General features: G+C 62.6%; 22 protein-coding genes. 6 read left to right on the top strand and 16 right to left on the bottom strand.

The genetic code is table 11. The features are described 5' to 3' along the window. Positions 1-160: 160 nt before the first annotated feature. Positions 161-1,168 carry an ABC transporter permease gene (locus ACFC20_RS02100; RefSeq protein ID WP_375191551.1) on the bottom strand — a complete coding sequence of 336 codons (1,008 nt, stop codon included), beginning with the start codon at positions 1,166-1,168 and terminating at the stop codon, positions 161-163. A 26-nt stretch (positions 1,169-1,194) separates the two neighbouring features. Further along, the gene (locus tag ACFC20_RS02095) at positions 1,195-2,577 is read right to left on the bottom strand and encodes a CmpA/NrtA family ABC transporter substrate-binding protein (RefSeq protein ID WP_375191550.1); all 1,383 of its coding nucleotides are present in this window, start codon (positions 2,575-2,577) and stop codon (positions 1,195-1,197) included. Positions 2,578-3,068: 491 nt separating this feature from the next. Between ACFC20_RS02095 and ACFC20_RS02090 the strand changes: the two genes are divergently transcribed. Continuing rightward, a complete protein-coding gene (locus ACFC20_RS02090) occupies positions 3,069-5,726 on the top strand; it encodes a molybdopterin-dependent oxidoreductase (protein WP_375191549.1) in 2,658 nt (885 codons plus the stop codon). Here ACFC20_RS02090 and ACFC20_RS02085 read toward each other — a convergent pair. The 8 genes from ACFC20_RS02085 to ACFC20_RS02050 all read right to left on the bottom strand — a co-directional run bounded on the left by ACFC20_RS02085 (position 5,710) and on the right by ACFC20_RS02050 (position 12,592). Next, a complete protein-coding gene (locus ACFC20_RS02085; protein WP_375191548.1) occupies positions 5,710-6,411 on the bottom strand; it encodes a hypothetical protein in 702 nt (233 codons plus the stop codon). The genes ACFC20_RS02090 and ACFC20_RS02085 overlap by 17 nt on opposite strands. Positions 6,412-6,517: 106 nt before the next feature. Then, the gene (locus ACFC20_RS02080) at positions 6,518-7,036 is read right to left on the bottom strand and encodes an Hcp family type VI secretion system effector (RefSeq protein WP_091989719.1); all 519 of its coding nucleotides are present in this window, start codon (positions 7,034-7,036) and stop codon (positions 6,518-6,520) included. A 223-nt stretch (positions 7,037-7,259) separates the two neighbouring features. Beyond that, positions 7,260-8,984: a protein kinase gene (locus tag ACFC20_RS02075; protein ID WP_375191547.1), complete on the bottom strand. Its 1,725-nt coding sequence runs from the start codon at positions 8,982-8,984 to the stop codon at positions 7,260-7,262. 68 nt (positions 8,985-9,052) lie between these two features. Continuing rightward, the gene (locus ACFC20_RS02070; RefSeq protein ID WP_375191546.1) at positions 9,053-9,901 is read right to left on the bottom strand and encodes a formate/nitrite transporter family protein; all 849 of its coding nucleotides are present in this window, start codon (positions 9,899-9,901) and stop codon (positions 9,053-9,055) included. Between the two features lie 334 nt (positions 9,902-10,235). Beyond that, positions 10,236-11,021, bottom strand: coding sequence for an energy transducer TonB (locus ACFC20_RS02065; protein WP_375191545.1), 786 nt, complete (start codon positions 11,019-11,021; stop codon positions 10,236-10,238). Next, positions 11,018-11,428, bottom strand: coding sequence for an ExbD/TolR family protein (locus ACFC20_RS02060; protein WP_375191544.1), 411 nt, complete (start codon positions 11,426-11,428; stop codon positions 11,018-11,020). The genes ACFC20_RS02065 and ACFC20_RS02060 overlap by 4 nt, the downstream gene beginning before the upstream one ends. Next, complete coding sequence (locus tag ACFC20_RS02055) at positions 11,425-11,820, bottom strand: ExbD/TolR family protein (protein ID WP_375191543.1); 396 nt, start codon at positions 11,818-11,820, stop codon at positions 11,425-11,427. The genes ACFC20_RS02060 and ACFC20_RS02055 overlap by 4 nt, the downstream gene beginning before the upstream one ends. Then, positions 11,807-12,592 (bottom strand): MotA/TolQ/ExbB proton channel family protein, encoded by a 786-nt coding sequence (locus ACFC20_RS02050; protein WP_375191542.1) that lies wholly within the window; start codon positions 12,590-12,592, stop codon positions 11,807-11,809. Before ACFC20_RS02050 ends, ACFC20_RS02055 begins: the two co-directional genes overlap by 14 nt. A gap of 192 nt (positions 12,593-12,784) precedes the next feature. Here ACFC20_RS02050 and ACFC20_RS02045 point away from each other — a divergent pair, with 192 nt between their 5' ends. Then, positions 12,785-15,133: a GGDEF domain-containing protein gene (locus tag ACFC20_RS02045; protein ID WP_375191541.1), complete on the top strand. Its 2,349-nt coding sequence runs from the start codon at positions 12,785-12,787 to the stop codon at positions 15,131-15,133. On the opposite strand, the gene ACFC20_RS02040 is transcribed toward ACFC20_RS02045, so the two are convergent. Beyond that, positions 15,116-15,895, bottom strand: coding sequence for a sulfite exporter TauE/SafE family protein (locus tag ACFC20_RS02040; protein ID WP_375191540.1), 780 nt, complete (start codon positions 15,893-15,895; stop codon positions 15,116-15,118). The genes ACFC20_RS02045 and ACFC20_RS02040 overlap by 18 nt on opposite strands. Beyond that, a complete protein-coding gene (locus ACFC20_RS02035; protein WP_375191539.1) occupies positions 15,886-17,013 on the bottom strand; it encodes a transglycosylase SLT domain-containing protein in 1,128 nt (375 codons plus the stop codon). Before ACFC20_RS02035 ends, ACFC20_RS02040 begins: the two co-directional genes overlap by 10 nt. 53 nt (positions 17,014-17,066) lie before the next feature. On the opposite strand from ACFC20_RS02035, the gene ACFC20_RS02030 reads away from it, so the two are divergent. Continuing rightward, complete coding sequence (locus tag ACFC20_RS02030) at positions 17,067-18,554, top strand: amidase (protein WP_375191538.1); 1,488 nt, start codon at positions 17,067-17,069, stop codon at positions 18,552-18,554. Positions 18,555-18,688: 134 nt separating this feature from the next. Further along, complete coding sequence (locus tag ACFC20_RS02025; protein WP_375191537.1) at positions 18,689-19,297, top strand: hypothetical protein; 609 nt, start codon at positions 18,689-18,691, stop codon at positions 19,295-19,297. A 17-nt stretch (positions 19,298-19,314) separates the two neighbouring features. On the opposite strand, the gene ACFC20_RS02020 is transcribed toward ACFC20_RS02025, so the two are convergent. Genes ACFC20_RS02020 through ACFC20_RS02005 form a run of 4 tightly spaced genes read right to left on the bottom strand, consistent with a single transcriptional unit; the run spans position 19,315 to position 23,385 of the window. Continuing rightward, a complete protein-coding gene (locus tag ACFC20_RS02020) occupies positions 19,315-20,442 on the bottom strand; it encodes a HupE/UreJ family protein (protein ID WP_375191536.1) in 1,128 nt (375 codons plus the stop codon). Continuing rightward, positions 20,439-21,611 carry a tetratricopeptide repeat protein gene (locus ACFC20_RS02015; RefSeq protein WP_375191535.1) on the bottom strand — a complete coding sequence of 391 codons (1,173 nt, stop codon included), beginning with the start codon at positions 21,609-21,611 and terminating at the stop codon, positions 20,439-20,441. Before ACFC20_RS02015 ends, ACFC20_RS02020 begins: the two co-directional genes overlap by 4 nt. 22 nt (positions 21,612-21,633) lie before the next feature. After that, on the bottom strand, positions 21,634-21,867 hold the full coding sequence (locus ACFC20_RS02010) for a hypothetical protein (RefSeq protein ID WP_375191534.1): 234 nt from the start codon (positions 21,865-21,867) through the stop codon (positions 21,634-21,636). A gap of 15 nt (positions 21,868-21,882) precedes the next feature. Next, on the bottom strand, positions 21,883-23,385 hold the full coding sequence (locus ACFC20_RS02005; protein WP_375191533.1) for a DUF4331 domain-containing protein: 1,503 nt from the start codon (positions 23,383-23,385) through the stop codon (positions 21,883-21,885). Positions 23,386-23,545: 160 nt separating this feature from the next. On the opposite strand from ACFC20_RS02005, the gene ACFC20_RS02000 reads away from it, so the two are divergent. After that, positions 23,546-24,103: a sigma-70 family RNA polymerase sigma factor gene (locus tag ACFC20_RS02000; protein ID WP_375191532.1), complete on the top strand. Its 558-nt coding sequence runs from the start codon at positions 23,546-23,548 to the stop codon at positions 24,101-24,103. After that, positions 24,100-24,801, top strand: a complete 702-nt coding sequence (locus tag ACFC20_RS01995) for an anti-sigma factor domain-containing protein (RefSeq protein WP_375191531.1) — start codon at positions 24,100-24,102, stop codon at positions 24,799-24,801. The genes ACFC20_RS02000 and ACFC20_RS01995 overlap by 4 nt, the downstream gene beginning before the upstream one ends.

The following is a 24,801-nucleotide window of genomic DNA, read 5'->3' as shown; positions in this document are numbered from 1 at the left end:
TTACCCATGGAAAGCACCTCTCAGTAATCGGAGCGCCGGGCGGGTCACGCCTCCCGAAACCCTCAAAAACATGGATGTTTTTGCGGAGCGTACAGGGATGTACTCGCCGCGTGTTTCGGGAGGCGTGACCCACCCGGTGCGGCCTGCTCCAAAGAAAAACTCACTCATTCCAGGCAACTTTGCGCTGAATCAACAGCATCACCCGGTCCAGCACAAACCCGATAAACCCGATGGCCAGCACCGCCACCATGATCCGGCTCAGGGACTGGCTGCTGCCGTTCTGGAATTCGTCCCACACGAACTTGCCCAGCCCCGGACTCTGGGCCAGCATCTCGGCGGCAATCAGCACCATCCATGCAATGCCCAACGACACCCGAAGACCGGTGAAAATCATCGGCACCGAGGACGGCAGCACCACCTTGCGCACGTGGGTCCAGAACGACAGCCGCAGCACCCGTGACACATTCAGCAGGTCCGGATTGACCGCCGCCACGCCAACGCTGGTATTGATCAGCGTGGGCCACAGACTGCACAGGGTGACCGTGATCATCGACGTGATGAACGACTTCTCGAACATCGGGTCATCGCTCACGTAGGTGGCGGACACCACCATGGTCACCAGGGGCAGCCAGGCCAGGGGGGACACCGGCTTGAATACCTGGATCAGCGGGTTCACCGCGGCCTGGAAGTGCCGGTTCAGGCCCACCACGATCCCCAGGGGCACCGCAATAGCCGTCGCCAGCACGAATCCCGCCAGCACCGTGAACAGACTGGTCCGGATCTGGTCGATGAAGGTCGGCGCTCCGGGATAGGGCCGGATACGCACCTCGGCGTCGGGGTTGTCCGCCAGGATGCGGGCGTTCCGTTCTTCCTGCATGGCAATGAACTTGTCAGCCCGCTCCCGCTGGTTCGCATGCTCCTGCCAGAGCTGGCCCGACTGCTCCCAGACCTGGGCCGGGCCGGGAAAGCTGCCCAGGGAGGTGTCCACCTGGGGCGCGGCCAGATGCCAGAAGCCGACGAACAGCAGGATGCCAATGATCGGCAGCAGCATTTGCCGGCCGGTGGCGGCCAGCCTGGCGGGCGAGAGCGCCTCGGCCATTGCCTGCAGGCGGTGTTTCAGCCAGCGGGGCGGTTGCGACCCCGGGGTGGCAGATGTGATGGTGGTCATGGCTTAACTCCTCCTTGCCAGCCCGGTTACGGGGTCTGGCTTCCTTTCAGGCCGATCTCGAAACTGTCGATGTAGGCATTGGGTGTGCGCGGGGTGAAGGCCACACCGTCGATCAGCTCACCCTGATGCGGGCGGTGGAAATTCTCGGCCTCGAAATCCGGGAAATCCGATGCCTTCAGGGTGCCGTCGGCGATCAGAGAGCGCGCAGCCTGCTCGTAGATGTCCGCCCGATACACACGCCCGGCGGTTTCCATGTACCAGCTATCCGGCTTGGCCTCAGGAATCTGACCCCAGCGGCGCATCTGGGAGAGGTACCAGATGGCGTCTGACGGGTACGGATAGGTGGCGTTATAGCGGAAGAACACGTTGAAATCAGGGACCTTTCGAACATCGCCTTTCTCGTACTCGAAGGTGCCGGTCATGGAGTTGGCAATGACGGCCTCATCGGCGCCGACGTAGCTGGGCCGGGCCAGGATGCTCACCGCTTCCTCGCGATTGGCGTTGTTGTTTTCATCCAGCCAGTGGGCGGCGCGGATCAGGGCCCGCAACAGGCGCAGATGGGTGTTGGGATAATCCTCGGCCCATTGCCGGGTCACGCCGAAAACCTTTTCCGGGTTGTTCGGCCAGATCTCGTAATCGGTGATCACCGGCACGCCGATGCCCATGAATACTGCCTGCTGGTTCCAGGGCTCGCCCACGCAGTAGCCCTGGATGGTGCCGGCCTCCATGGTAGCCGGCATCTGCGGCGGTGGAGTGACCGACAGGTGGACGTCGGCCTCCAGGGTACCGCTGGTGTCGCCCCGCTGTGGCGCGTAGAAACCCGGATTAAGGCCGCCGGCCGCCAGCCAGTAACGCAGCTCGTAGTTGTGGGTGGACACCGGGAACACCATGCCCATCCGGAACCGCTCGCCCTTTTCCCGGGCGGCGTCTACCACCGGCTTCAGGGCACTGGCGCTGATCGGGTGCTGGGGTTTTCCCTCGGCGTTGGCCGGGATCTGCTGACGCATGGTCTCCCAGACATCGTTGGAAACGGTGATGGCGTTGCCATTAAGGTCCATGCTGAAGGCGGTGATGATGTCCGCCCGGGTGCCATAGCCAATAGAGGCACCCAGCGGCTGGCCCGCAAGCATGTGGGCGCCGTCCAGTTCCCCGGTAATCACCCGGTCGAGCAGCACTTTCCAGTTGGCCTGGGCTTCCAGCTCAACGAACAGGCCCTCGTCCATAAAGAAGCCCTGCTCCCAGGCCACAGCCAGCGGGGCCATGTCGGTCAGTTTGATAAAGCCCAGCTTGAGGTCCGGCTTTTCCGCCGGCCCCACCTCAGCGTGCACCAGGGCAGTGGTGCCCCAGAGCGATGTCACCAGCAGCAGGCTGCAGAGCCATCGAGCGGTTCGGTTTATGAGTGTGTACATGGCGTTACCTCATTCTGTTTGGCCCAAACGCAAAAACGCCCGCTCTCCGTCTCCGGAAAGCAGGCGCCTGTGCCTGGGGATCAGTTGTCTGTTAATTCGTGAACGCGCGTCTCTGAGTCAGACCCTGCACGTGCTATGCCATATTGAAAAGTTCATTTAAAACATGGACCTACAAAATCACGGGGAAGGCGTGGTGGAGAATGCGGGCAAAGACCCGGATTGTTTTAGTGCGGCGTTGCGTAAATTTGCACCAATTTGAAACCGGAGCGCACCCCGGCGCCGGGGTTGCGTCAGGGCTGCGCCGGAGCACAACCCTTGTCAGGCGCGCCCGGCTGGCCTGGAGTGCTATCGGTGCCGGCTGGCCCTGTTATTGCAGGTACTTCTGACTACGTTCGAGACAATTTGATTCCACTGGCAAAGAAGCCCGCCCATGACGGCCCCACGGCCTGAATCCGGCGGGCTTTTTTGTGTTTGATGCATGAGGAAGCGCCGTGACCAGCACCGATCATTCGTCCGCACCCGTCAAGACCACCTGCCCATACTGCGGTGTGGGCTGCGGGGTCAACGCCACAGCCACCGGAACTGAGGGCGATCAGACGCACCCCGCAAATCGCGGTCGGCTGTGTGTCAAAGGCTCCGCCCTGCATGAAACCCTGACGCCGGAGGGGCGCCTGTTGAAGCCCGCTGTGCGGGGGCGCGACACCGACTGGCCCACCGCCATTAACGAGGTGGCAGGGGCGATCCGGGCGTCTGTGGAGCAGCATGGGCCCGGCTCGGTGGCTTTCTATTTATCCGGTCAGTTGCTGACCGAGGACTACTATGTGGCCAACAAGCTGGCCAAGGGCTTTATCCGTACCCCGCATGTGGACACCAACTCCCGCCTCTGTATGTCGTCGGCCGTGGCCGCCCACAAGCGTGCCTTCGGGGGCGACCTGGTGCCGGGCTGCTACGAGGACCTGGAGCTGGCCGACCTGCTGGTGGTCGCTGGCAGCAATGCCGCCTGGGCGCATCCGGTGCTGTACCAGCGTATGCAGGCCTCGGCCCGCCCGGGCCGCCGGGTGGTGGTGATCGATCCACGCAGGACCGCCACCAGCGACCTGGCGGACCTGCACCTGGCATTGCGGCCAGGCACCGATACCATCCTGTTCAACGGTCTGCTGGTGTGGCTCGATCACCACGGTTTGGTGGACAACCACTACCTTGACGCCCACTGCGAGGGTTATGACGACAGCCTCGCCACTGCCCGCTCCGTGGCGCCCAACGTGGAGGCGGTGGCCAGCCTCTGTGATCTGCCGGTAGCGGAAGTAACCCGCTTCTATGAATGGTTCTCGGAGCACCCCCGCACCGTGACCGCGTTTTCCCAGGGTATCAACCAGTCCTCGGCCGGCACCGACAAGGGCAACGCCATCATCAATTGCCATCTGGCCACCGGCCGGATCGGCAAGCCTGGTGCGGCGCCTTTTTCCCTGACCGGACAGCCCAACGCCATGGGCGGCCGGGAAGTCGGCGGGCTGGCCAACACCCTTGCCGCCCACATGGACTACGACAGCCCCGGTGCCCGGGACCGGGTGGCCCGTTTCTGGGGCACAGACTCCGTGGCCGACGGGCCTGGCATGAAAGCCGTGGATCTGTTTGATGCGGTGGAACGGGGCGAGATCAAGGTGCTGTGGATCATGGCCACCAACCCCGCGGTGAGCCTGCCGGAGACCGATCGGATCCGCCAGGCGCTGGCCCGATGCCCCACTGTGATTGTCTCGGACTGCGTGCGGGAAACCGATACTGCGCGCTACGCGGATATCCTGCTGCCGGCGGTGGGTTGGGGCGAAAAAGACGGTACGGTCACCAATTCCGAGCGCTGCATTTCGCGCCAGCGCCGGTTTCTTCCGTTGCCGGGGCAGGCCAGGCCGGACTGGTGGATTGTCAGCCAGGTGGCCCGGGCGCTGGGTTATGGCCCCAAGTTTGATTACCAGGGGCCGGCGGACATTTTCCGGGAACATGCCCGACTCTCCGGTTTTGAGAATGATGGCGGGCGCTTCTTCGACATTTCCGGTTTAGCGAACCTCACCGACTGGCAGTACGAGCAGTTGGCGCCGACCCAGTGGCCGATACGGAGCGCGGGTTCAGGCGCCGGGGGTGTCGCCCAACGGCTGTTCACGGATGGTTGCTTTGCGACCAGTAACGGACGGGCCCGACTGGTACCGGTAGGCTCCCGGCTGCCGGTTCGGCCGCCCACAGACGTGTTCCCCCTGGTGGTCAACACCGGCCGTATCCGCGACCAGTGGCACACCATGACCCGAACCGGGCGCTCGGGACGCCTACTGGCTCACCGACCGGAGCCATTCATTGACGTGCATCCGAACGATGCCCGCACGTATGGGCTTTCGCCCGGCGGGCTGGCCACACTCACCAGCGCCCATGGCCAGTTTATTGGCCGGGTGCGAGTGGCGCCCGAGCAGCGCAGGGGCGAAGTGTTTGTACCCATTCACTGGAACCGGCAGTTCACCGGCCAGGGCCTGGCCACGGCGCTCACCGACAGCCTGGTGGACCCGGTGTCGGGTCAGCCCGAGGCCAAACACGGCCGCGCCGCCCTCGCCGAATGGCCGGCTCGCTGGCACGGTCGTCTGCTGGTTCGCCGTAACCGGCCTCTGCGCTGGCAGGCGGATTACTGGGCGCACCAGCCAATCGCTCAATGTGAGAGCTGGTTTGTGGCCGGGCGATCCGCCGTGGACTGGCCCGAGGCGGTGGCGGACTGGCTGGGTGGTCCCCCACAATTGGTGATGCAGGATGCCCGGGAGGAGCGTTTCCGGGCGGCCCGGATTCGCAACGGTCAGCTGGAGGCGGTGCTGATGGTGGACCGTGATCCGAACGCCCTGCCAGCCATGGACTGGGTGGCGGAGTGTTTCAGCCTGCCGGAGCTTGATGAGACCACCCGTAGAGGCCTGCTGGCGGCGAGAGCCCTGGATGGCGATGACATGGGCAACCTGGTCTGCAGCTGCTTTCAGGTGGGCGACCGCCAGATCCAGAAAGCCATCGAGCAGGGCGCCGACAGCGTGGAGGCCCTGGGGCAGGCGTTGCAGTGTGGCACCAATTGTGGTTCCTGCCTGCCGGAGATCCGTAGCCTGCTGCCGGTCGCTACCGAGGCGGTGTAAGTGGGCTCAGCATCTGCACCGGTACCCGGTAGCGCACCCCTTTCGAGGGGCCAATACCGTCCACTGTGCAGGTCTTGCGGTTGACCCGGACGATCTCTCCGTGCAGTTCCCGCCGACCGGTGCCGAAACGCACGGTATCGCCAACCTGCCAGCGGGCCAGTTGCTGGCGGGTATCGACGGGCGCAAACGGCGTGTCTGGCAGCGCCACGCCCTGCTCGCCAGCCAGCTCCGCCAATGCTGTCCGCGTGGTCCGGGCTGCCCCGCTTTCGTGCAGCTCATCGAGAATGGTGTAGAAATGTCGGTTGTGCACCGAGCCCCGGTAGCGCTGGCCGGCGCATTGTTGCAACAGGTGGGCGAATTCATGGCAACAGGTGTGGGCCAGAAGATTCAGGGTGCTCAGCTGGCCGTCAAAATACCCCCGCTTGCAAATCTCCCGCCCTGACAGCCAGCCACTGGCGGTTTCCGGCCGGTGCTTGGCGGCAATCATACGGGCACCATAGGTGATCAGGTGCTGCCCGGTGTGGGCATCGAAACGATGATAGGTGGCCTGGCCCGAGCCTACCCGGCAGTGCAGGAGGCTGCCCGGATGGCGCTCACGAATCCACGCTTTGGCGGGCTGCCAGAGGTGGTCGCGGGTGACGGCGCACATCAGTTTGCCAAGTACCAGAGGGGTGGTGGTTTCCATGGATCGCACAGTGAAGAGAAGGTCTGTGGCGATCATACCCCGTGACGGAGCCGGGGTAAAAGCAACAACGGCCGGCAGTGCCGGCCGTTGTTGCTCATCGGACGAATTACGCCTCGATCGGCGAGCGCCAGTCGTCGGCACCGGAGGTGCCGGCAACAGCGTGCTCCCAGGTGACCTTGCGGTAGGACAGGGACACAGTGACCAGCTGTGTGAAGTCGGCGTTGCTGGCGTCCTGGCAGTGCGGCATGTTGCAGTTGATGTCGATGATGGTGGCATCTTCCAGGATGGTGGAGAAGAAGTGCTCCTGCTTGCCCTCAACGGAGGTGCGGTACCACTTCAGCTCAACCTTCGGCAGCATTTCGCCGGAAGCCAGGGCGTTGTACATCAGCGGGGTGGCCTTGTTCAGCGCCGAGGTGAACTTGAACGGCTTGTGTACGCGCTGGCCGGAGGGCTGACCGGACTGGGGATCGGTCGGTACAGTGACAACGTGACTGAATTCCTGCACCAGCACTTCGTCTTCGTGGCCTTCCACGTAGATGTTGCCGACCGAGTCGGAAGTGAATGCGCCGGCGGTGATGTTGCCCTGGGTCTGGCCTTCGATACTGATATAACAAGGAGTTGGCATAGTCTGCTCCGTGACGTGTGAATGAAAAAAGTCCCTGGGGTACTCCCTGGACACCGGGGACGGTTACAAGTGCCATGCCAGGTGCAGAAAAGTCATTGAAAACAGTTTACTAGGTTGTTTTCGGGCAGTCCGGCTCACGGGCGGGGCAATCCCGTACCCGGAAGCCGGGCAAGTGGTTGCTGCCTGGGCAAGAAATTGCTCGTCGGATGGGTCAGCGGATGGGTCAGCGGATTGCCAGTACCGTCAGGAGGACCAGAAGCAGGATGGCCGAGACGCTCTGCCAGAAAACCACCGGCTGGCGTTCCATCAGGGGTTGCTGCTGACGCTGTTGCCAGTCCTGTCCGGGCCGGCGCAGCTCGGTGAGGTATTCTGACAGCGCCGGGTAGCGCTTGTACGGCTGCAGGTGCACCGCCCGGGCAATGGCATGGTCGACCCATCCGGGAACATCGTCCCGCAGCTGTCGTGCGGGCCGGTAGCTCAGACGCTTCAAATCGTTGGTACCCCGGGCCTTGGGGATTTCCGCGCCATACGGCAGGTTGCCGGTGAGCAACTGGTAGCTGATCACGCCCAGTGAAAACTGGTCGGCCAGCCAGGTGGCCGGTTCTCCGAAGAGAGTCTCCGGCGCACTATACAGCGCGGCGCCCCTTGGCCCCCCTTTGATCGACGGTGCCGCTTCTTCCAGACCGGCGACCCGGGTGGCGCCAAAATCGATCAGGGTTACCGTGCCGTGGGTATCCACCATGATGTTTTCGGGCTTCAGGTCCTGGTGCACCATTTCCAGCCGATGAAAGGCCCGCAGACCCCGGGCAATTTGCTCCACCAGCGACCGGACGGTCTCCAGTGCGGGTTTCGGGTTGTCCAGCATCCATTGGCGCAGGGTGCAGCCGTCAACAAACCGGGTGGCCTGATACAGTACCGTGCCGCGCCGATCCGGCTCGAACGGCCGTACCACATGGGGGTTGTTGATGCGCCGGGCAATCCACTGCTCGGTGGAAAACTGCTCCAGATAGGCCGGGTCGTGCCGCTGTTCCATGGACGGCAGCTTCAGCACCACGCGGGCGCCACTGTCCTCATCCTGTGCCAGGTAGACATGGCTCCGGCTGCTGGCGTGAATCTGCCGCAGGATCTGGTACCCGTCCAACCGCTGCCCCGGACGCAGCTCATCGGCAAAGGGCCGCTCCGAGAGTTCACGGAAGAGTTCGGCGTTGTCGGTGTCGGAGGCCACCGAGTCGACCCGGATCACCTGAGCGGTCAGGTTGTCGTCACTGCCATTTTCCAGGGCCTGTGCCACCAGCGCTTGCGCGGCCTTGTCCAGATCGTCACCCGCCGCACGGATCGTGGCCGCCATGGTGCGATCCTCCAGGTGTTCGTGAACGCCGTCGGTGGTCAGCAGGAAGGTGTCGCCGGGAACAATGCCAATCTGGTGGTAATCAATGTCCAGCTGATGCCCGATACCCATGGCCCGGGTCAGGCAGCTTTGCTCCGGGGACAGCCAGAGCCGGTGGTCCGAGGTGAGCTGTTCGAGCCGGTTCGGATGAACCCGATAGATGCGGCAGTCGCCCACGTGAAAGAGATGCGCGGTGGCGGACTTCAGCACCATCACGCTGAGGGTGCAGACATAGCCGCGGTCGCGGTCGTAACGGTACTGGCTCTGCCGGGTCTGGGCATGGAGCCAGGCATTCGTGGCCCGCAGCACCCGCTGGGCGGATTGCTTGACTGACCAGCTGTCGGGGGTGGAATAGTAGTCGGTGAGAAACCCTGCCACCGCCGATTCACTGGCAATCTGGCTGACGTTACTGGAACTGATACCGTCGGCCAGGGCCACGGCAACGCCCTTGGTGACAAGCTGGTGGTTGTCTGGCACCAGTAACCCGTGAAAATCCTGGTTTACCGTCTTTCGGCCGGCCTGGGAGTGCTGGCCTGTGGAAATCGACAGGGTTGAGGCCATGGTTTGCGTGGCTTCCTTCAAAAAAACTCCGGCGGCTGTGCCGCCGGAGTGCTCGGGCAAGCTCTGGCTCAGTTGGAGCGGGCCAGGGCTCCGTCATTGTAGGCTCCCGGCATCTGACGCTTGGGTGCCGTGCGCACGTGGGTGGTGTAAAGCGTCAGGCCTGTGAATGCCAATCCGCCCACCAGGTTACCCAGCACGGTGGGAATCTCGTTCCACCACAGGTAGTCCATCACCGAGAACTCGCCGCCCATGATGATGGCGGACGGGAACAGGAACATGTTGACGATGGAGTGCTCGAAGCCCATGAAGAAGAACAGCATGATTGGCATCCACATGGCCAGGAACTTGCCGCTGACGCTGGTGGAGATCATGGCACCGACAACGCCCATGGACACCATCCAGTTACACAGCATGCCGCGAATGAAGATGGTGGCCCAGCCGGCGGCGCCGTATTCGGCGTAGCCAAGTGTGCGGGCCTCGCCAACGCTGGCGATCTTGGCACCGACCGCGCCCGGGTCGGTGTTAAAACCGTAGGTGAAAATGAACGCCATCATCACCGCCACGGTGAGTGCGCCGCCCAGGTTGCCCAGGAAGACCCAGCCCCAGTTGCGAAGAATGGCCGCCGGCGTTACCCCCGGCCGCTTGTCCAGCAGGGCCAGCGGTGTGAGCATGAAGACGCCGGTGAGCAGGTCGAAGCCCATCAGGTACAGCATGATGAACCCGATCGGGAACAGGACGGCGCCGATCAGGAAGACGCCGGTCTCTACGGCAACGGTAATGGCAAAGGCCGCAGCCAGGGCCAGGATGGCGCCGGCCATGAAGGCCCGGATGAGTGTGTCGCGGGTGGACATGTAGATCTTGGATTCGCCGGCGTCGACCATTTTGGTGACGAATTCCGAAGGCGCTATGTAGGACATATTGGTTTCCCCTGACTTCTGTTCGTTGGCCGCGTATTTTTCCGGCCATAAAAAAACGGCGCTGCCTGCTGCCTGCAAAGTGCAGGTGCAAGTAGACGCCGTCGTCTGAATGTATCTGTCGCTGTGAACGAAACCGCCAGTGGCTTCGATACAGGGTGGATTGCAGGGACCATGCCAGAACAATGTCAACCGTTGAAAGCACAGTTAATTCAATGGATTGCCGCGGTTTTGGTTGCCGGTAAAGAGTCCGGGGAGATGAGGGGCGAGGGCCCGAGGCACCTGATTGGTGCGCTCTGGGCGGCAACTGCTGCAAGCTGGCGCATGGCCCTGTCGGTTAGCGGAGACTGAAGCGAACCGGCAGCGCGTAGCGGAATTTCTGGCCGCTGATGTCGTCCGGTACGGTGGGCAGTGGGGCTGCCTGCTCCAGCATCGCGAGCGCGGATTCGTCCAGAAGCTGGTGCCCGGAGCTGGTTCTCAGGCTATGGCCTATCAGTGAGCCGTCCCGGCGGAACTCGAACACGATCACCGGTGTGCCCTCCTGGCCGAGTCGCCGGGCCCGCCGCGGGTATTCGTAATAACGGGACAGGTGGCGGCTCAGCTTCGACAGGTAGTTATCAACCGCCGATCGAACGCCGGCATTCTGCAGTGGAACCGTTGCCTGGGACTGCGGCTCTTCGGTGCGCGTGGCAGCCGCATCCTCGCCGGCCTGCTCGGATACTTCCGGCTCGGGTGTGGTGTCCTGCACCGGCTTTGGCTGTTTCACCGGTTCCGGGTCCGGTGCCGGTTCGGGTTTGGGTTCAGGCTTTGGCTCGGGTTTCGGCTCCGGCTCGGGTTTCGGCTCCGGCTCTGGTTCTGGCTCCGGTTCAGGTTCCGGCATTGGCTCAGGCTCTGGTTTCGGCGCCGGCTTCGGCTGCACCTCTGGCTCGGGCTCTGGCTCCGGTGTTGGTGCAGGTTCTCCGGCCAGTCTGATGCGGATAGCCGGTGCGGTGTTCACGGCAGACTCACCCAGGGTGTGGAGCTCGACGGTTTTCTCCGGTGCAGCGAGCACCAGGCCAGCCACGGTAATCACCCCGGCCAGTAGCAGAAGCACCCAGCGGAAGGCAGGTGGTCGCGGCATCATTGGCCGGGCTCCGTGAGCAACAGAATGTCCCGGTATCCGGCGCGCTCCAGCAGCCTGAACAGCGACTCCAGATCCGCCATGGTGGTGTTTTCTGCGGCGGCAATCTTCAGCGGCTGCTGGGCATCGGGTTGAGGTAGTTGTGCGATCAGGGAGTCCCGATCAACCGGCGTTTCCCCCACCTGCCAGTTACCCTCGGCCGTCACGATCAGGTCGGCCTCGGGGGCCTTGCGGTCCTCGACCTCTCCGGTGCCGGGTAGTGGCGGCAGTGGCGCGTCGGCAAGCTGGCCGGCAACAATGAAGAACATCAGCAGCAGGAACACCAGATTGATCAACGGCAGAAGCGCATCTTCTACCCGTTCCATCAGGGTCTTGCCGGAGGTGAACGGAGGTGGAACCAGATCGCTCATGGTGTCTGGGGCCTGGTCCGCTGCCAGTGGGTTTCGATGCCACCGTCATTCAGGACACTCAGGGTACGGGTGAAGGCGCCCAGCGGCGTGTTGTCTGTGGTTGCCAGATTAACCTCCCCGATGCCGGCGCTTGTCAGGCTCTTGACCAGCCGATCGAGTGTGAAGGACTGCTCCCGCCAGCGGACTTCGCCCGAAGCGATAACGGTCAGCTCCGGCAGAGGTTCCCCGGTTACCGAAGTTCGGCTGGCCGTGTCGTTGGCCAGTTCCAGATAATCCACCGGCAGCAGGCGGGTGGTGAGCATAAAGAACACCAGCAGGATGAACACCACATCAATCAGGGGCGTGATGCGGATCGGAATCGGCCGGCTGGGCCGCGGTTCAACCAGTTGCATGGGCGAATCGCTGACCCTGTGCTGTAGCGTAGTTGTCGGCAGGCTCGCTGTCCGGTTCTCCTGCGAGCCGGCTCTGTGAGGCCGTGCCGTTGGTTTCCGGAGCGTCCAGAGTCTGTTCCGGGACAATGTGCAGGATGGAAACCAGCGTGCTGTTGATGGTCTTGTGAATCCGGCGCAGACGGAATTCAATCCAGGCGGCCAGAGCAGCAAACGGAATGGCAACCACCAGGCCCGCAGCCGTTGTGGTGAGCGCCTCGTAGATACCGCCGCTGAGCTGGGTGGCGTTGGCCCGGCCATCGGTGGCCGCCATGGCGCTGAATGCCTCCATCATGCCGAGCACGGTACCCAGCAGGCCGAGCAGGGGCGCCAGCGCTGCGATGACCTCAATAATCTTCAGGGGCGCTTCAAAGGGCTCCAGGGCGTGCTGGGCATCCCGCGCTGCGGTTTCACGGATCTGCCGGTCGTCCTGGCGGTTCTGCAGGGCCTCAATGGTGTTAGTCACCAGGTGCAGGAGCGGATTCATCCGTCCCCAGCGCCCGGCCTGGCTACGGACCTCGGCCGGCCGCACCGAGTCGGGATTGCTCTGCCAGTTCATTACGGTTTGTTTAAGACGCCCGGACAGACGCGGGGCGTAGCAGGTACCCAGGAGCATCAGATACACGAAAGTCACCAGCCCGAACACGGCAAGTGCGAGCAGCACCACCATGACAGGGCCTCCCATATCAATAAGTTGGGCAATGGGGCCGTCGGTCAGGGATAAAAAAGAGCTCATGTTTCGAGGCGCTCACGGAATACTGAAATGGATAATAATAGTAACGATTATCATTAAAAATGCAAGTGAGTGGCCTGACATGAGAGCTTCCGCTGGATAGACTTGGAGCATCCACAGAACCACAAGAAGCCGTTGCAGTCAGGAGGAACAGATCATCGCTGTTTGTCGGGTCCGCCCTGAGGTGCGGCTGTCATGCTGAGACATCGCTGGTTTGGCAGTCTGGTCAACCGGGCGGTCGCGTTGGTTATTGGCGGCATTCTGCTCTCGGCGCTGCTGGTGACGGTGGCCGGCTCCCTGCTAAGTCGGGCGGAGCTTCAACAGCAGGCGCAAATCCAGGTCCAGACCATTGCCACCCTGGTGGCCGAAGAACTTGACGATAAGCTTGCCCTTCGGCTCGAAGCGCTCAACCACGTGGCCCAGAGCCTCACCATGTCCGACCAGGTACTCAAGACCCGTGCGCGGGTTCTGGTGCGGCGGCAAACCGCCTTGCAGCACCTTTTTGACGGTATCTATCTGGTGGACGAGAACGGCCGCGTCGTGGCCGAACACCCGGAGGCGTTCCGGCAGACCGGTTTGAGTGTGCGCGACCGGGAGTATTTCCAGCGAGTGTCGTCCATGCTCACGCCGGTGATCAGTGAGCCATACCGCTCGAACTATCAGAACAAGCCTGCGGTGATGATTGCGGCGCCGATTTTTGACCACAGGCAGCGCTTCATCGGAATGATCGGTGGGGCCATCCTTCTGGAAGGTGACAATTTTCTCAAACAGTTTATCGGATTACGCATTGGTGAAACCGGGCGGCTGAGTCTGGCCACGCGCAGTGGCATTGTGGTGGCCGATGAGCGGGATGGCCGGATCATGTCTCCGGTGAGGGTTGCCAATCCGGTGCTTCAGGACGCCATGGGGGGCTTTGAAGGTACCCTGGAAACCCGGGCTGCTGACGGTGAACGCACGATTCTTTCGGTGCAGCAGATGAGCCAGGTGCCCTGGTTCGTGGCAGCCTCCTGGCCGGCCCGGGAAGCGCTGGCGCCGATCACCCGGACGCTGGACGCGTTTGTCTGGACATTGCTGGGGGTTATCCTGCTGATCGCGCCTCTGGCTCTCTGGCGTTTCAGTCGTTTGATGGCGCCCCTCACGGCTCTTGGCGAGCAGATCCGCGAGCGCCACCTGGGCATGCGGTCGGAACCGGTGAGTGTCTCCGGTGGCACCGAAATCCGCCAGGTGGCGGAGATTTTCAACACCGTGATGGACGAGCGTGACGAGGTGCTGGGGTCGCTGGCGGAGCGCGAGGCCTTCTTCCGTTCACTGACCCAGAGCGCGCCAATCGGCATTGTCCAGACCGATGTCCTGGGGCGCATCGAGTTTGCCAACCCGGCCTTCGAGGCCATCATCGGGCTGCCTGCCGAGGAGCTCACCTACAGCTACCTGGCAAACCGGGTGGATCAGGCCGATCGGGCACAGGCGGTGGCCGGCTGGAAGCAGGCGATCCGGAACCAGAGCGTGTTCCGTGGCCGATTGAGACTGGAGACCATCAATCCGGATCAGGTGGTCTGGGGCGATGTCATGACAGCGGCGATCCAGACGCCGGAGAAGGCTCTGGGTACCATCACCGTGGTGCGTGATATCTCCCGTGAACTGGAAGTGGAAGAGGCGCTCCGGGACGAGCAGCAACGGGCGGAGAGCATTCTGGGCGTGCTCCAGGAAGGGGTGCTCATGGTGGATGTCACCGGTGTGATCCGTTACGCCAACGACGCAGCCTGCCGTTTCCTGGGCACCGAAGGCGAATGTGTGCTGAGAAACTTCTTCGAACTCGTGACCATTCAGAACGAAGAAGGTCCCCTGCAACGGGACAGATTCCTTGCCGGAGAAGACCTGGACAGCCTCTATATAACGCTGGCCAATAACCAGGGCCAGAGTTTTGCCATCGATCTGACCATGCTGCACATTCGTCGGGGCCGGGAGGACGAGCGACTGGTGTTCGTGCTTCGGGACGACAGCGATCGGCGTCGGCAGGAAGAGCGGCTGTCCTGGGAGGCGACCCACGATAGCCTGACTCACCTCCTGAACCGTCGGGCCTTCAACGCCTCCCTCATCAAATGCCTGGGCGAGACCTCCCGCCAGGAGGCTCCCTCGGTACTCATGCTGATTGATCTGGACCACTTCAAACCAGTAAACGACGAGGGCGGGCATCTGGTCGGGGACGATCTACTCAAGCGGCTGGCCGAGCTGTTCCGGGAATCTGTGCGCCAATCGGATACCGTGGCCCGCCTGGGTGGGGACGAGTTCGGGATTATCCTGCCGGCCTGTGGCATGGCCCGGGCCGAGGCCCTGGCCGAGCGCATACGTTCTGGAGTGGAGAGCCTGCGCATTGAACACGATGGGCGCTCGTTCGGTGTGACCGCCAGTATCGGCCTCACCGCGCTGACGCCTCAGGACAGCAGTCCCCGGGAAGTCATGTCCCGGGCGGATGAGGGCTCCTACATCGCCAAATCCCATGGCCGCAATGCGGTTGTCGTTGTTCCCTCACCACCAGCCGGCTGAACCGCTGGCCTGCCACAACAGACGGATGGCCAGGGCCGTCAGAACAACATTGAAAATCAGCGTGAAGCGCCGGTCGCTCAGCGTGCGGAGCACGTGAAGGCCCAGCCAGGTGCCGGCAAAGCCACACACAATCATCGCGAGGATGAAGGGCAGCCAGTCAAGGAACACAAAACCGGCTGCCCCGAAAACCAGTGCCTTGGGCGCATGTTGGAGGGACATGGCGGTGGCGAAGGTGGCTACGGTCCGGAAGCGGTCGGTGTGGATCTGCTTGATGAACGCCGCGACCAGCGGGCCGGTGGCGCCTACAAACAGGCTCACGAAGCTGGTTAACGCCGATGCCACAAAAACCCCGGGGGTGCCGAGTGCACCCTTGGGCAGGGGTGGCCCCCAGCACAGGTAGAGCACAAACAGTGCGATGGTCAGCTGCCAGATGTGCGCAGGCAGGTTGACCAGCAGCCATGCGCCCAGTGCCGCACCAGCCAGAACCCCGGGAGCGAAGGCCGCAATCACCCGCCAGTCCACCCGCCGCCAGGTCAGGGCCGCCCGCCCGACGTTTGAGCCGAGCTGAATCATGCCATGGACCGGGATGATCGCCGCCGGCGGCATCCAGGAGGCCATCAGAACCAGCAGCAGAACGCCCCCGCCCGCGCCGAGACTGGCGGTAATCATGGAGGTGATGGTGGAGCAGGCCAACAGGAACAGTGCAACGGTGAGGCTCAGGCTTTCCGGCAGGAAGGCGGCGGGCGAGAGGGCTAGTTCCATTCACAGAATTCCGTTGATTTGAGTCGGGCAGTGCGACAGAGGGCTTCAGTGGCCAGTTGCACATCGGCCACGTAATACAGGGACGCCAGCCCCAGCCGGTCGCGGCCGAGATTGTGGAATATCAGGCCGAAGGCAATGTCACCGGCGCTGAAGCGCTCGTGGTTGTCGGCGAAATAGTCGGCCGGCTTCGACAGCAGTGGGTCTTCAAGCAGCGCCTGGACCCGACCGGCGCCGCCATGATAGGCCTGAATCAAAAGCAGAGTGAACAGGCGGTTGCGTTTGTCCTCTGGCAGGTGACCGAAGCGCTGGTTGAACACCGGTTGAAGGTTGCGGGCATTCTGGTTCATCAGGCGCAGGGCGCAATCGATCTGGGCCAGGCGGTGCCAGTAGTTGTCCGGCGCAATCTGACAATCGGCGAGGGCTGAAGGCGACAGTTGCAGTATGCCGCGGGCGTTGGCCCTGGAGTGGGCGCGGGCCTGGCCACCGCTCTCAATCAGGATCTGGCCGGCCAGATACCGGGGCAGTGCTTCTGGCAGTGTCAGCCGGTTCTGACTGTTGCGCCGTTCCACCACATACATCATCGCCTCGTGTAGCGCGCCGGGGGCGTCGCTGGAGGCAAAGACGAGGTCATCCCAGGCGCCCCAGATCCGATCGGGCGGCAGGGTGCCCAGGTAGCGGGCAACCGCCTCATCAAGATTCACGTGGGGCTGGTCACAGGCCAGGGCAAAGGGGTAGCCGGTCTGGCCGGTGTCGCCCGGCACCCAGTGATCCACCTCACCCCGCTCGTGCAGAGATTGTCGGGTTTCATTAAGGCGGCGCTGGGTGATCTCCCGCGTCAGGCCGTCGCTGATCCAGGCCAGAAACCGTCCGCGCATGTCAAAGAGCACGTGGCGATCGCTCTCGGCACAGTATCCGGTTTCCTTGAGTACCCAGCGCCGTATAGTGAGAATGTTGTCGAAGACGCCCTGGCTGACCCAGTAGGGGGACGTTCGAACGATGTCAGTCCAGTCCTTCCTGTCCTGGTTTCCAGTGGTCTGCTCAGCCCCGGAGGCCAGAATAGGGCAACTGAGGCCAAGGAACAGAACCAGCCAGTGTAAGCGCTTGAGAAATCGGACCATAAACGTTATACCCGTGACGTTTGCCAAACCAGAATAACAAAATGGAACCCGCCATGAAGCAATCCGAATACCTTCGATACGACGCCACTGCCCTGGCCGACCTGATCCGGCGCCGCAAAGTCAGTTCCCGGGAAGTGTGCGAAGCCGCCGTGGAGCGGGCAACCCGCGTAAACGGCACGCTGAACGCTATCTGCCACCCGCAGTTCTCCGAGGCCCTGAGCCAGGAGTACCCGCAGCAGGCACCCTTTGCCGGTGTACCCCTGCTGCTGAAGGATCTGGCCCAGGAACAGGCCGGTCACCCCTGTACTTATGGCAGTCGTAGTTTGAAGCGAAACGTTGCGACCCGGGATTCGGAGTTTGTGCGTCGCGCCCGCAACGGTGGCCTGGTGTTCCTGGGCCGCACGGCGACCCCTGAGTTTGGTCTGAAAGCGATTACCGAATCGGCATTGTGGGGACCCACGCTCAACCCGTGGAACACCGATTTGACCCCGGGTGGTTCCAGCGGCGGATCAGGGGCCGCGGTTGCGGCGGGCATTGTGCCCATGGCGGGGGCCAACGATGGCGGTGGCTCCATTCGCATACCCGCGGCCTACAACGGTCTGTTCGGTCTGAAACCTTCCCGCGGCCGCATCTCGTCAGGACCACTGGTGGGCGAGGCCTGGACCGGGGCGTCCACGGATCACGTGGTGAGCCGCACGGTCCGCGACAGCGCGGCCATGCTGGACGTGCTCCAGGGCCCGGCGCCGGGCGATCCGTTCGTGATCCCCGGGCCGCTGGCGGCTTACGCCGATCTCATGCAACAGGCGCCCGGCAATCTGCGCATTGGTGTGTTCACCTCCTCGCCCTACGACACCGAGGTCGCCCCCGAGTGCGTGGCCGCCGTTGATGAAACCGCCAGGATTCTGGAAAGCCTCGGCCACACCGTGGAATACGCGGCGCCGGAGTTTGACGGCATGGCCCTGGCCCGCTGTTACCTGGGGCTCTATTTCGGCGAGGTATCTGCACTGATGGCCCGGGCCCGGGAACAGTTCGGGGCCAGCGACCAGGACTTCGAGCTGGACACCCGTCTGATCGGGATGCTGGGTGACACCATGCCCCTGGCTGATTACGTACGCCGCCGGCAGCAATGGAACGACTTTGCCCGGGCCCTGGGCGCCTATTTTGGCCAGTACGATCTGTACCTGTGTCCGACCACCGGACAGTTACCGGCCGCCATCGGACAGCTGGAAACACCGGCTCACCTGAAGTTCGCAGCCAGTATCATGCTCAAACTGAAGGCCGGCAAACTGGTGCACCGCACCGGCCAGGTGGATCAGATGGCGCTTGAGAGCCTGGCGCGCACGCCCTTCACCCAGCTGGCCAACCTGACCGGGACCCCGGCCATGTCGGTACCCATGCACTGGACCAAAGAGGGACTGCCGGTGGGTGTGCAGTTTGGCGCGCCCCATGGTGGCGAGGCCCGGTTGCTGCAACTGGCGGCGCAGCTGGAAGAGGCCCGGCCCTGGTTCGGCCAGTACGAGAAACTCGACAACGCCTTTTGACAAACCACCCCGGGGTTGTGATCCGGCGGGCGAAACTCCACGTTTATCTTTGTAGCGGGAACAGGCTATGCTGTGAGTCAGGAAGACCCTTTCTTCCTGACAGACCCTGATGGCATCGAGGAGGCGAGCGTATTATGAACCAACCGATGGCAATCGACGATCTGGTATCAGTAGCACAGGCCGAGGCCATGGGGGAGCTTGATGCCCCGATGATGGCTATCGTCCTGTCCAGCGAACAAAGCTACGACTTGCCCATTAATTCCCTTGAAACCGATGCCGACAAGGCCCGCTGGGGTTTGATCCTCCGCGCCGCCCGCGAGCATGTGGAAGCAGACGCCGTGGCGGTGCTCTACCCCGCCTGGACCACCATCCGTCACAAGAAGCCCGATCTCGAAGTCGAGGCTGCCCAGGAAGACCCACAGGAGGATAACGAGGGCGCAGACGGACCCATCGATACCCTGTTCGTACAGCTGCACACCCGGGACCATGTCTACTGGCGCGGGTTTGAGCAAATTCGAGATCCCAAGCATCAGCGCATCATCGGCTTCCGCCGGATCAAGGCGCTGTCCACAGACTACAAACGTGACGAAGCGCCATCCGTAGCGTCCTGGCTCAGCACCCTGTTCGAGCCACTGCCGGAGGAAGGTGCCGAGACTGAGGTGGATCAGGAACTGGCCAACCTTCTGGAGGAACCCGAGGTCAGTGCCGCACTCTACCCACGGCAGATGCGGGCGCTGCATTAACCGGGGGCAGCGTGCGCTCAGAAAACGGGCGCACGCTCCACCACCCAGAGCAGACTGAGGGCACCGGTGGCCACCAGGAGCACAGGCACGACGGCCTTCTCATACGCCCTGTGACTGGCCAGCAGGTAAAGTGCCGGGAACGCCACCACCAGCAGGGCCAGTTGCCCCAGCTCGACACCGATATTGAAGCCGGCAAGAGCCAGCGCCAGGTCACTCACACCATTCGTCAGGTCGCCGAGAACGCTCGCAAATCCGAAGCCGTGTACGAGGCCGAAACCAAAAGCCAGCTTCCAGGTCTTCCGGCCGAGCACCGGCCACACCACGTTCAGGGCTGCCAGCGCGATGGACAGTGCAATGACGGTTTCCACCCAGGCAATGGGCAGTGCAAGCACATCGAATGCGGCGAGGCCCAGGGTGATCGAGTGGGCCACCGTGAAGGCCGTGACAATACCCGCGAGGTTCCACAGCCGCGAGCGGAACGTGTCGCTCGGTCCGCTCCCCGGAAATCCGTCGTCTTTCCGAAATGTGGCCGGGAGGATCAGAACCAGCAGGAACAGCATGTGGTCGAGCCCGATCAGCAGGTGCAGAACCCCCTCGTACAGGAACGTGCCAAACAGGGCCAGGGCTGTGCCGTCTCCGTTGACGGCAAGTGCGACAGTCCTCTGATCCGGAGTCGCCACCCTGAGCATTGTTGCCGCTCCGGTATCGATACTGAGCAAGCCGCGGTGCAAGGGGTCCTGTTCAAAAAGAAGATTGTACTGAAGCGTGGTGGGCGTCCCCTTGTCTGGGCAGATTACCTGGTAGAGGGCAGCCGCGTAGGGCCCGTCACTGTGGCTGGAGAGTCCCCACTGCTGGCCTTTCAGGCGACAGACACCGCTGTCATTCGATAGCCGGAGGCCCTGTTCAGTCCAGCCCGTGATGTCCCCTCGGCTCGCCCGCAATTCAGCGCCACTGAGCAGCTGATTGTGGTTCCGATCCAGCGGAAGCACCAGGGCCAGATCACGCAATGCCACGTCGACACGCAGGGTCGATTCGTCCTGATCGTAGTATATGAAGCTGTCGCTGGCCTTATGCCCGTAGGCCAGGCTGGCGAATAGCAACAGCCCGAAGGCCATAAAGCGCAGTACCTGCGAGAAGCCACTCATGGCTGTTCCTCCGGATAACGAACGTCGGCCTGGCGTTGCTCTGCCAGCCAGGCCCTCGCCAGACGTGCGGAGGATGGGCTGCCTGCCGCCTCTGCCGCGCGAAGCAACAGGCGAGTGTCCGCCGGTTCGCGCTGGTCCTGCCAGTTGTCCAGTGCCAGGGCAACGGCGGCCTGGGCGTTGCCCTTGACGTCGAGCTCGAACCGGGCGATGTCCCGGGCGTGGAGCAGATTCCCGCGCCAGCGAGCTTCGGCGAAGCGTTCATCCAGACTGGCTGTGAGGTCGTCTGCTTCCGGATGACCAGACTGGCGCATGGCAACGGCCCGTAGCACTGCCAACGCATCCACTTGCTCGTAGTTGCTGGTAAGCGCCAATGCCCGATCAAACTGTTGCCGACGGATCAGCCAGTCCACCAGCTGTGCCCGGGTATACAGGTCGTCCGGGTTTGCCACGAGCACCCTTTGCCAGTGTGCCGCTGCCTCAGGCATTCCCAGTTGTGCCGCGATTTCTCCAAGGGTTCCCTCGGCCCAGAGCTGCGATGTGCGGTCGGCCGGGGTCGTTTCCAGGTATCGGGACAGTGCCCGATAGGCGCCGGGCGCATTGCCTGTGCGTGCGTCAACCTGGGCGAGACAACTCGCGGAAATCAGGCCGGGCATGCGGCTTTGCAGGTCCTTGCAGTGTTGTCGGGCGCGTCCATAATTGCCCTGGACGGTCTCAAGGTTTGCCAGCAACAGTATGGCTTGCGCAGCTTGGCGGGCGTCGGCCGCCCGGCTGATGACGGTGGATAGGTCACCGCGGGCATTGTCGAAGTTATGAAGGCTCTGCTGAACCGTGGCCCTGAGTACCAGCAGACGATCCGTCATGGGCCCTTGCCACTGCTGTAGTGTGCGGGTGGCATAGCCGTAGAAGCGGGGATCGCCCGTGGCTCGGGCCTCATCGATCTGTTGCCTGACCCGATCGGCCAGTTGTTCCGGGTTTGATGGCAGGTCGCTGGTGGTCAGGGAGGCATCCGGCAGCGCTATCAGCACCTCACTGTCAGCAAAGTGGGTATCTATGGGGGCCGGCGCCGCGTTGGCGCCAGCTCCGACATTCAGCAAACCGATCAGCAATACAAAACCACAACGAACGCTCCTGCCTGAGCGGGCAGGAGCGTCGACGGCGGCAGTCTCCATACACGAGTGCCGCCGGTGGTTTTTATTGCAAGAACAGCTCGTCGTAAGCCTGTTCATTGCTCTGGTCATTGAAGGTGAACTCCAACGGGTTGATGTTGACCGGCTGCAGGTCGACCGCCTGTTTCTGAACCTCGGTCTTCACGAACGAGGTAAAGTCGACCGGCAAGGCCTCCCTGGGCGCACGGCTGTTATCCGAACAGCCGGCCAGCGCCATGACGGCCAGCGTGGATGCCAGAACGTGGATGGTCGTTTTCATGGTGTCCTCCCGCGCTTACGGCGTACCGTTCGGTGAACCGGCAATCGGTGTTGCCAGGTATGGGAAGGTTTCCTGCAGGTTCAGGGGATCAACGCGTACACCGTCGGTGAAGGGTACGTCCCGATTCGGTGCATCCGTGGTCAATGCGCCCATGGCCACCCGAAGCGCGATGTCCACCACATCGTCAACGGGACGGCGTCCGTTCGGGAAGCCGGCGTTGTCGCCCGCGAGGGCGCCCAGATCATCCTGGCTGCTCTCAGCAACCGCCGGAATGGCAGGGTTGAGTCGCAGCATTTCCGAGGCGGTAACGCCGCTGGGCTGGTTGAGGCCTGTCAGACCGGTCAGGAAGGCGGAAACAAGGTCGTTGCGGGGGAAATTGTTCGGGGCCGTAGCGCCGGCTGAACTGAACAGGATTTCCAGCAGCTCCGGCAATGTCGGATTGGTGACGTAGGTGGCGAACTGGCCATCGTCCTTCGGTTCGCTGGCGTTGAAGGCATCCTTGTCCGGCAGGCCGATCACCACTTCGTTGACCAGCGGCATGCCCAGACGGGAAACCTGTGTAAAGGCACCACCTTCGATGCTTGCGCCTTTGTCATTGGCCTTGGGCGCCGGGTTGATGACGCGGGCCTGGCGAATGCTTGCGGTGGTCCAGGCGCCAATAACCGGGTCGCCTGTGCCTGTCACGGCAGAACCTGTGAGGCAGGCGACGGGCACCTCCAGAGCAAAGCTGGTGACATTTTTGTCGGCCAGATCGTTTTGCTCGTCGTTGCGCTCAATCTCGGTTTCCGCAATCGGGTCGGTGTTCACCAGGTCGAATATTTCGCCCAGATTGACCGCGAACGCTTCTTTACGCTGACCCACAAACACCCGGCCGTTGGACGTGCAACCCGGGATTGCAACGTCATAGATATGGCTGTTGGCGTAGGCTTCGTAATCGCTGAAGGTTTTCGCACCGATGTTATCGATGGGCTTTCGGAAGGTGGGTTGGCCGGTGGTGACATTCATGGCCGCTTGCCGGGTGCCTGTGCGGCGGTCGCCAGAGATCACTGTCAGCTCGTACTCCTGGCTGACCTGGAACTTGTCGCCCTCTTCAGGGGTAGTGCCAACACCAGCCGAGGCGCCTTTCAACGGGATGGCCACGGCTTTCTGGTCGCCAGCCGGGCCGACGTTCAGCACGATCGGATTCTCGACGGGGGAGAACTGGAACTGGAAGGTCAGGTCCTCGACCGCATCCCCGGTGTTATCGATATGGATCTCGTAGATGGCGTCATCGTCGAGGTCGAAGTAATTCGGGCCACCGTAGGCATCCTGCAATGGCAGGTAGTTGGCAATGAGGGTAACAAAGCCTTCCCGACCGCTTTCGTAACTGCGAAACATGTAGAAATCGGTGCCGTCGACTTTCGGCATCTCCGTGATAAACGGTGCCTCCCGGTGACTTGACGCATGGGCAAGGCCCGCCGTCAGGCAGGCTCCTGCCACGGCTGCGGCCAGACCGGCGCGGTTGAAAATCGTGTTCATACCAAACTCCTTTCATGAAGGTCTGAGGTGTTGCAAGGGAGGGAACGAGGCAGGGTTGCAAAAAGATGCACTCGCTTCGGAAGAAAGTTGACTGTTGAACTGCAACTATTCATGGCTCTCGCCCGTACTGCAGAGAAAGCTCTGTTATTCGGGAGAAGGTATGTCGGCCGGGAGCGTAAACCAGGACGAGCTGATGCGTTTGTTGCGACGGGTCGCGGCGAGAGATCGGAAGGCCTTTGAGGCACTATACGGCCAGGTTGCGGCGCGCATGTTTGGGCTATGTCTGAAGCTTGCCAACCAGCGGGAGCTGGCCGAAGAGGCGCTTCAGGAAAGTTTTATCCAGATATGGCATCACGCGGGTGAATATCACAGCGACCGCGGGGCACCACTGGCCTGGATGATGACCATTGCGCGCTACCGGACCCTGGATCTGATCCGTGCACGCAGAGCGAGGCTGTCTGACAGCGATGATCAGCTTAGCCAGCTTGAGGATGCCGGGCACGGCCCACTTGATGAGTCCCTTCGCCGCGACGGTGCGAACCAGCTCACCGGCTGCCTCGAGCAGCTGAGCGACGTTCAGCGGGACAGCATCCTGCTGGTGTATTACCGCGGTTTGACCCACGACGAACTGTCGGCAGCACTGAGTAAACCGATCGGTACGGTCAAGAGTTGGGTAAGGCGTGGGCTCGCTGCTCTGAAACGGTGTCTGGAACCATGAAAAAATCTGTTGAGCGCATTGAACAACTGGCGGCGGAATACGTGCTGGGCTCTTTGCAGGGCCAGGCGCGTCGACGTTTCGAGGGCTGGATGATGGAGTCTGGTCGGGTTCGTCAGGAGGTCTGGTTCTGGGAGCAGACCCTGGGGCCGCTTTCGAATTCCGCCGAACCGGAGCAACCGCCTGCGGAGATTTGGTCGGCACTGACCCGGCGGTTGTGGCCCGAAGAGACACCGAAGTCGGCAGAGCGCCTGGGCCGACCGCACTGGCTCTGGCCCGGATGGGGATTGCTGGCGACGGCAGTTGCGCTGGTGCTTGCGGTTCTGCTGGTTCAGCGGCCCTTGCCCGATGTTGAGCAACAGCAGCTGGCGGGAGCCATTGTCCAGTCTGGCAGCGACACGCCCCTGTGGCTGATTAGCGAAGCAGGTCGCGATAACCTGCTCAGACTGAAACCGGTCTCGGCAACAGCGGCCGGTGCCAGCAAAGACTATGAACTGTGGGTCGTGCCGGAGAATGGGGCGCCTTTGTCTCTCGGCGTGGTGCCGATTGGTGGCACACACCAGATCCGTTTGTCCGATCAGGCCATGAGGGAGCTTGTTCGTAGCAGGACGTTGGCCATCAGCCTTGAACCCTCAGGCGGTTCGCCAACCGGCACTCCGACCGGTCCGATACTCCACGTGGCCAAACTCTACGATCTCTAG

Source organism: Marinobacter sp., assembly GCF_041984545.1.
Lineage (GTDB): Bacteria > Pseudomonadota > Gammaproteobacteria > Pseudomonadales > Oleiphilaceae > Marinobacter.
Note: the sequence above shows the minus strand (reverse complement) of the source record. Positions and strands in the feature narration are given on the sequence as shown.